Genomic DNA, 6,400 nt, shown 5'->3' on the forward strand with positions numbered 1-6,400 from the left:
TTTCGGCTGATCAGGCATTTGCCACGGAACCGGGCAGCCCGGCGCGACCTGCTTCCTAGCCTGTGCGTGTACATCCACTCGACCGGCTCGGATACGGAGTCCCCATGGAGCACATCGCACCCCGACGCGTCAGCCGTCGCGGCCTGTTGCAGGCCACCGGCGGCGTCGCTGCCGCCGCCGGCCTGGGAGCCGCCGCCGCGGGGCCGGCGCACGCGGCGGCCGGCGACGCCGGGGGCGTATCGCGGCCGGGAGAGTGGGCGGCCGACTGGCGCGGGGGCGGCAGCCGGGCCGAGCGCCCCAACATCGTCTTCCTCATCGCCGACGACCACCGGCACGACGTTCTGGGCGCGGCCGGGCACCCCGTCGTCCGCACCCCGAACCTGGACGCGCTCGCCAAGCGGGGAACCAGACTGACCGCCCATCACTGCGGCGGCGGGATGACCGGGGCGATCTGCGCGCCCAGCCGGGCCATGGTGATGACCGGCAGGGAGCTGTTCCAGGCCACTCCCGGCGAGATCATCTACCCCGGTCTGCCGCTGTTGCCTGAGCAGTTGCACGGGCACGGCTACCGCACGTTCGTCACCGGCAAGTGGCACAACGGCACCGCCTCGCACCACCGGGCGTTCGGCGCCGGTGAGGGCGCGCGGCTGTTCTTCGGCGGCATGAGCGACCAGTACGCGGCGCCGCTGCGTCCCTTCGACCCGTCGGGCGAGTATCCGGCGTCGTCCATCTACTACGAGGACGGGCACACCACCGACCTGTACGCGGACGCGGTGGTGGACTTCATCAAGGGGTACGAGGACGACGCGCCGTTCTTCGCGTATGCGGCCTTCCAGTCACCGCACGACCCGCGGATGGCGCCCGCGCCGTTCTCCGACCTCTACAGCGAGGAGGACGTGCCGCTGCCGGAGAACTTCCTGCCGGTCCACCCCTTCGACAACGGCCAGTTGTCCAACCGGGACGAGAACCTCACCCAGCGCCCGCGCGGCAAGGGCACCGTACGTGCGCACCTCGCCGACTACTACGCGATGGTCTCCCACCTCGACCACGGCGTGGGCCGCATCCTGGACGCGCTCCGCAAGACCGGCCGCGCCCGCAACACCATCGTCGTCTACACCTCCGACCACGGACTCGGCCTCGGCTCACACGGCCTGCTCGGCAAGCAGAACCTGTACGAACACGCCCTGCGCACCCCGCTGATCATCTCGGGGCCGGGCATCCCCGCGGGCCGTACGGTCGACGCGCTCACCCAGCACCGCGACCTCTTCCCCACGCTGGCCGGCCTCGCCGGTGCACAGGTACCCGGCACCGTGACCGGCAGCGACCTGCTGCCCGTCATCGAGCGCCGCGCCGAGCGCGCACACGAGTACGTCCACGGGGCCTACATGCACTGGCAGCGGTCGGTCAGCGACGGCCGGCACAAGCTGATCCGCTACCGCCCGGCCCAGGGAACGGGCAGCGAGCGGACGCAGCTCTTCGACCTCGCCGAGGATCCGCACGAGCTGCGCGACCTCGCCGACTCGGCTGGGCACCGGGACGTCACGGCCCGGCTGTCGGAGGAACTCGTGCGGTGGCAGGCCGCCGTCGGCGACCCCGCAGAGCCGTTCACGGCGCCTTAGCGGCCGGCCGGCGGAGGGCGTCTCCGGGTTACGGCCGCCACGGTGGCCGGGGCCTCACGGGTGCCGGTGCGCCGGCCTCGGGGGCGGTCACCCGGTGGAAGCGTCCGGCATTCGCCGGCAGGGGGCGGGCGGTTGGTGGCGGTCACGTCCTGAGGTGCTCGTCGCGCCACATCTCCAGGCGGGCCTCGCGGGCGCTGAGGATGTGGTCGCGGGCCAGGTCGGCGGCTTCGGGGCCGCGGCCGGCGCGCAGTGCGGTGAGGATCCTGCCGTGCTCGTCGAGGGCGACCTGCCACCGTCCGGGCTGGGCGAGGGTGGAGGTGGCGACCTGGAGCAGGCGGGTGTTGAGGCTGAGCAGGAGCCCGACCAGCACCGGGTTGTGGGACGCGTCCCACAGCGCTTCGTGGAACTTCAGGTGCAGGTCGGGCCGGTGGCCCTGGCCGCCGCCGTGCCGGCGGTGGCTGGCCAGCAGCCGTTCGAGCTCTTTCAGGTCCGCCTCGGTCGCGGCCCGGGCGGCCTGTTCGGTCGCGGCGGCCTCCAGGAGGGCCCAGGCGTCGTAGACCTGGAGGATCTGCTCGCGCGGCCGTTCCTGGATCAGCATGCCCCGGGTGGTGCGTTCCAGGAGGCCCTCGTGGATCAGGCGGGCGGCGGCCGCGCGTACGGTCGTCCTGCTGGCTCCGTAGCGCTCGACCATCTCGCGTTCGCTCAGGCGCACGCCGGGCGCGAGGGTGCCGGTGCCGATCTCTTCGAGAAGCGCCTCGTACACCTGATCTGCCTTGGACGGCGGGGCGGGCTTCTTGTCGTGCATGTGTGGCGTGTCCTGTTCAGGCGGGAGCGACGGGGAATGCCTCACGTGGAGTGTGACCCAGGGCGAGCGCGATCTGCAGCCGCAATCGCGCCTTGAGGGCGGGCAGGTGTCCGACCGGTACCACTCCCACTGATCTCAGGTGGGACTCGCCGCCCTTGTCGCCGTACGTGTCCTGGAGCAGGGGTCCGGAGGGGCAGCGGGAGGCGAGCACGACGGGGGTGCCGGCGGTGACGAGGGCGGCGAGGGTGTCGGCGACGCCGGGCGGGGTGTGGCCGCCGCCGGTTCCGGCGACGAGCAGTCCGGAGGCACCGTCCGCGGCGCGCTCGACGGTGTCGCCGTCGATCCCGGCGTAGACGGTGACCAGCGGCACGCGCGTTTCGGCGAGGCGGCCGGGCTCCGGCATGCCGAGGTGGTCGGACTCGCGGTGGACGGTGCGGTGCAGGAGGAGGCGGCCTTCGTGGATCTGGCCGGCCGGGCCGCCGTCGGGTGAGGTGAAGGCGGCGGGCCTGCTGGTGTGGGCCTTGGTGACCCAGCGGGCCAGGTGCACCTCGTCGCCGAAGACGACGACGGGACCGGCCCCGGCCAGCCGCGGGTCGCGGGCCGCGGCGATGGCGGCGACGAGATTTCCCGGTCCGTCGTCGCCCGGCTGCGCCGGGAGCCGCATGGCCCCGGTGACGACGACCGGCACCGGGACGTCGACCATGACCGCCAGGGCGTAGGCGGTCTCCTCCAGGGTGTCGGTCCCGTGGAGGACGACGATGCCGTCGCATTCGGCGGCGGCCTGTTCGACCTTCCGGGCGAGGGTCAGCATGTGCGGCGGCGTCATCGCCCGCCCCGGGATGCGGTGCACTTCGACGGGCCGCAGCAGGGTCCCGGAACTGCCGTGGCCGGCGATCAGGTCCGTCGCGGACAGGCCGCCGCCGTGGCGGCGGCGGGCATCGGCGACGGCGGAGATGGTGCCGCCGGTGGCCAGGACCGCGAGGGTCGCGGGCTCCGTCATGACCGCGCTTCCTCATTCACGGGGCCGCCGGGGTGTACGGGGCCCGCGTGCCCGCGCGGTGCGGGTACGGCCGCGGGCGGGCGGGAGCGTACGAGCGTGCCGCGTGGCGCGCCGGGCAGCAGTTCGCCGTCCTTCATGAGCGGCCGGCCGCGGAGCACGGTGGCCGTCGCCACGCCGCGGCCCCGGCGGCCGTGGAAGACGCTGAGCGGGTGGCGGGTGTGCAGCCGTTCCTGGTCGATGGTGAAGGTCGCTTCGGGGTCGACGAGGGTGAAGTCGGCGTCGTAGCCGGGATGGATTCGGCCCTTGCGGGGCAGTGCGTACAACTCGGCGGTGGAGGTGGACAGTACGTGGGCCAGGCGCTGGGGGGTGATGCGGCCGCGGGTCAGGGCGTCGAGCATCAGCGGTACCAGGGTCTCGACGCCGTGCATACCGGCCGGCTGGGTGTCCAGGGGTAGTTGCTTGTCGGCCGGGGCGTGGGGGGCGTGGTCGGAGGAGAGGGAGGTGATGGTGCCTTCGCGCAGCGCCTGCCACAGCGCGTCCTGGTCGTGCCGGGAGCGGATGGGCGGGTAGACCTTCGTGCCGGTGTGGAGTGCGGCGTCGTCCTGGGTGAGGAAGAGGTAGTGGGGGCAGGTCTCCGCGGTGACGGGGATGCCGTCGGCACGGGCACGGCGTACCAGCTCCACGCCGCGGGCGGTGGCCACGTGCAGGACGTGGAAGCGGCCGCCGATGCGCCTCGCGGCCTCGACGGCCTGGGCGATGGCGGTGGATTCCGCTTCCACGGGGCGGGCGTCGAGCAGGTCCTGGTACGTGGTGATGGCGCCGGTGTGCCGGCCGGCGTAGGCGAGGACGCCGGGGTCCTCGCAGTGCGCGGCCACCAGGGCTCCCGCGGCGGCGGCGCGGGCCAGGACCTCCCACACCTCGGTGATTCCGGGCGGGGGGATGACCTGTTCTGCCGGGAGGTCGGAGGTGTTGTAGACGAGGCGTTTGGTGGCCCGGTCCAGGCCGTAGCCCCAGAAGATCTTGACCCCGACGGCGCCGGCGGCGAACAGGCCGGGCAGGTCGTCCAGGTTGTCCCGGCCGAGGGAGAGCGCCCAGAGTCCGAAGTCGCAGGCGGCGACCTCGGCGTGTTGCCCGGCGCGTTCGGCGAAGACGGCGCTGTCGGTGACCGGAGGCAGCGCGTTGGGCATCTCCAGCATCGTGGTGATGCCGCTGCAGGCCGCGGCCCGGGTGGATGCGGCGAAGGTCTCCTTGTCGGTCTGTCCGGGGTCGCGGGAGTGCACGTGGGGGTCGATGAGCCCGGGGAAGACCAGCAGGCCGGTGGCGTCGAGGACGTCGTCGACGGGGCCGTGGTCCGTGCCGTGGGCCGTGAGGGCGGCGATGCTGCCGTTCTCGCAGAGGATGTCGGCGGGTTGGGTGGCGCTGTCGGTGATCAGCGTGCCGCCGGAGATGAGAAGTCGCACGGGAGCTCCATCGAGTCGGTCGGGGCCGCGGGGCCGGACGGTGGCCGCGGGGTGCTGCCGGTACGGCTTCCTAGGAGGGGCCGTACGGCTGCGCTGGTGAAGGCCCGGAGCCGGTGACCGGCAGGACGGGGTGGCCGAGGGTTCCGACGGCGGTGCGGCCGTCGAAGACCACCGCGGCGATGTCCCCGGCGGTGGCGCGGTTGACCAGCGCTGCGGCCGGGTCGTTGGCCGCCGCGGCCGCGAGGTTGGGCGAGGCCGTGTCGAAGGCGACGAACGTCGCGGCCTTGCCGACGCCGAGCGAGCCGAGGTCCGTCGCTCCCAGCACCTGGGCGGCGGTGACGGTCATGGCGGCCAGGAGCCGGCCGGGGTCGGGGTGGCGCACCGTTCCGGTGCGCCACCTTTCGGCTTTGACGAGGAAGTTCGCCTCCTCGTGCAGGGAGGGGGTGGTGGTCATGACGTTGTCGGTGCCCAGCGCGACCTCCACCCCGGCGGCGACCGCGCCGAGGTAGGGAGGGACCCCGAAGCCGAGGCCGGCGTGGGACCGCGGGCACATCACGACCGCCATGCCCGCCCGGGCGGCGGCGCGCAGTTCTTCGGGGGTGGCGGCGGTGGCGTGCACGAGGTAGTCGGGGTGCAGGATCTCGATCGCGCGGGTGATGTCGCTGCGGCCGGTACGGGCCAGGGAGGTCTGCCGGTCCGCGTCCCGCTCGCTGACGTGCGCGGCGAGCCGCTTGCCCGCGGCGCGGACGAGGTCGGCGGTCTGGGCCAGGGCGGTGTCGGTGAGCTGGTTGGGCGAGACGACGCTGAACCCGTCCGCGACGTCGAGGATGTCGCGGATCTCGGCCCGGGCTTCCTCGCTGAGGCCGCCGGTGTTCGCCTGCAACTGCGCCGTGGTGAAGGGCAGGCCGGCGTGACGGCCCAGAGCCAGCGCGCGGATGGGCAGCCCGCGGGCGGCCTGACGCAGCAGGTCGACACCGTGCCGGCCCTGCTCGCGGAAGTCCTCGAAGGCGACCACTCCGCAGCGGATCATGGTCTGCATCGCCTGGCGCATGCCGGTGACGAGCTGCTCGTCGCTTGCCCGGGCCATGAGCTGCCAGCGCTGCCCGTCGGGTGCGTAGAGGAGGTCCACGCCCTCGGTGCGGAAGCCGGCCTCGGCGAAGGCGGCGTCGCCGATGTGGGTGTGGCCGTTGAGGAAGCCGGGGGTGACCAGCAGGTCGGGCCGGTGCAGGCGCGGCACCGCGGGGCCGGGGTCGTGCAGGGGTCCGGCGGCGGTGATCCGCCCGCCGGTGATGACGATCGTGGCCTCGCGTGTCGGCGTCAGCTCTTCGCCGAGCAGGGCGGTGACACCGGTCAGCGCCCACGTGTCCGGGGCCTGCGGCCCGTTGACCGGGCCCGCCGGCCCGTTGTCCGCCGTCATACGCGCTCCGTAAGTTGTTGGGCGGCCCGGGGGGGCCGGGTGTGGCTGATACGTGCTTGCCTTCAATGGCTTCCGAGGAGTGGCCGCCCGGCTCTCCGG

Annotated in this window: 5 protein-coding genes; 1 reads left to right on the top strand and 4 read right to left on the bottom strand. The window is 73.6% G+C overall.

The annotated features are described in order from the left end of the window. Window positions 1-104: 104 nt before the first annotated feature. Entirely contained in the window at window positions 105-1,619 is a 1,515-nt protein-coding gene (locus tag ACFYVJ_RS34240; protein WP_388900243.1) for a sulfatase-like hydrolase/transferase, read from the top strand. A gap of 142 nt (window positions 1,620-1,761) precedes the next feature. On the opposite strand, the gene ACFYVJ_RS34245 is transcribed toward ACFYVJ_RS34240, so the two are convergent. From ACFYVJ_RS34245 to ACFYVJ_RS34260, 4 genes are all read right to left on the bottom strand, one after another. Further along, window positions 1,762-2,424: a GntR family transcriptional regulator gene (locus ACFYVJ_RS34245; protein WP_388900246.1), complete on the bottom strand. Its 663-nt coding sequence runs from the start codon at window positions 2,422-2,424 to the stop codon at window positions 1,762-1,764. A gap of 16 nt (window positions 2,425-2,440) precedes the next feature. After that, window positions 2,441-3,424, bottom strand: a complete 984-nt coding sequence (locus tag ACFYVJ_RS34250) for an asparaginase (RefSeq protein ID WP_388900249.1) — start codon at window positions 3,422-3,424, stop codon at window positions 2,441-2,443. After that, a complete protein-coding gene (locus ACFYVJ_RS34255; protein WP_388900252.1) occupies window positions 3,421-4,884 on the bottom strand; it encodes a dihydroorotase family protein in 1,464 nt (487 codons plus the stop codon). The genes ACFYVJ_RS34250 and ACFYVJ_RS34255 overlap by 4 nt, the downstream gene beginning before the upstream one ends. A gap of 70 nt (window positions 4,885-4,954) precedes the next feature. Then, on the bottom strand, window positions 4,955-6,301 hold the full coding sequence (locus ACFYVJ_RS34260) for an amidohydrolase family protein (protein ID WP_388900255.1): 1,347 nt from the start codon (window positions 6,299-6,301) through the stop codon (window positions 4,955-4,957). Between the last annotated feature and the right edge of the window lie 99 nt (window positions 6,302-6,400).

The organism is Streptomyces sp. NPDC004134 (assembly GCF_042874195.1).
Taxonomy (GTDB): Bacteria; Actinomycetota; Actinomycetes; order Streptomycetales; family Streptomycetaceae; genus Streptomyces.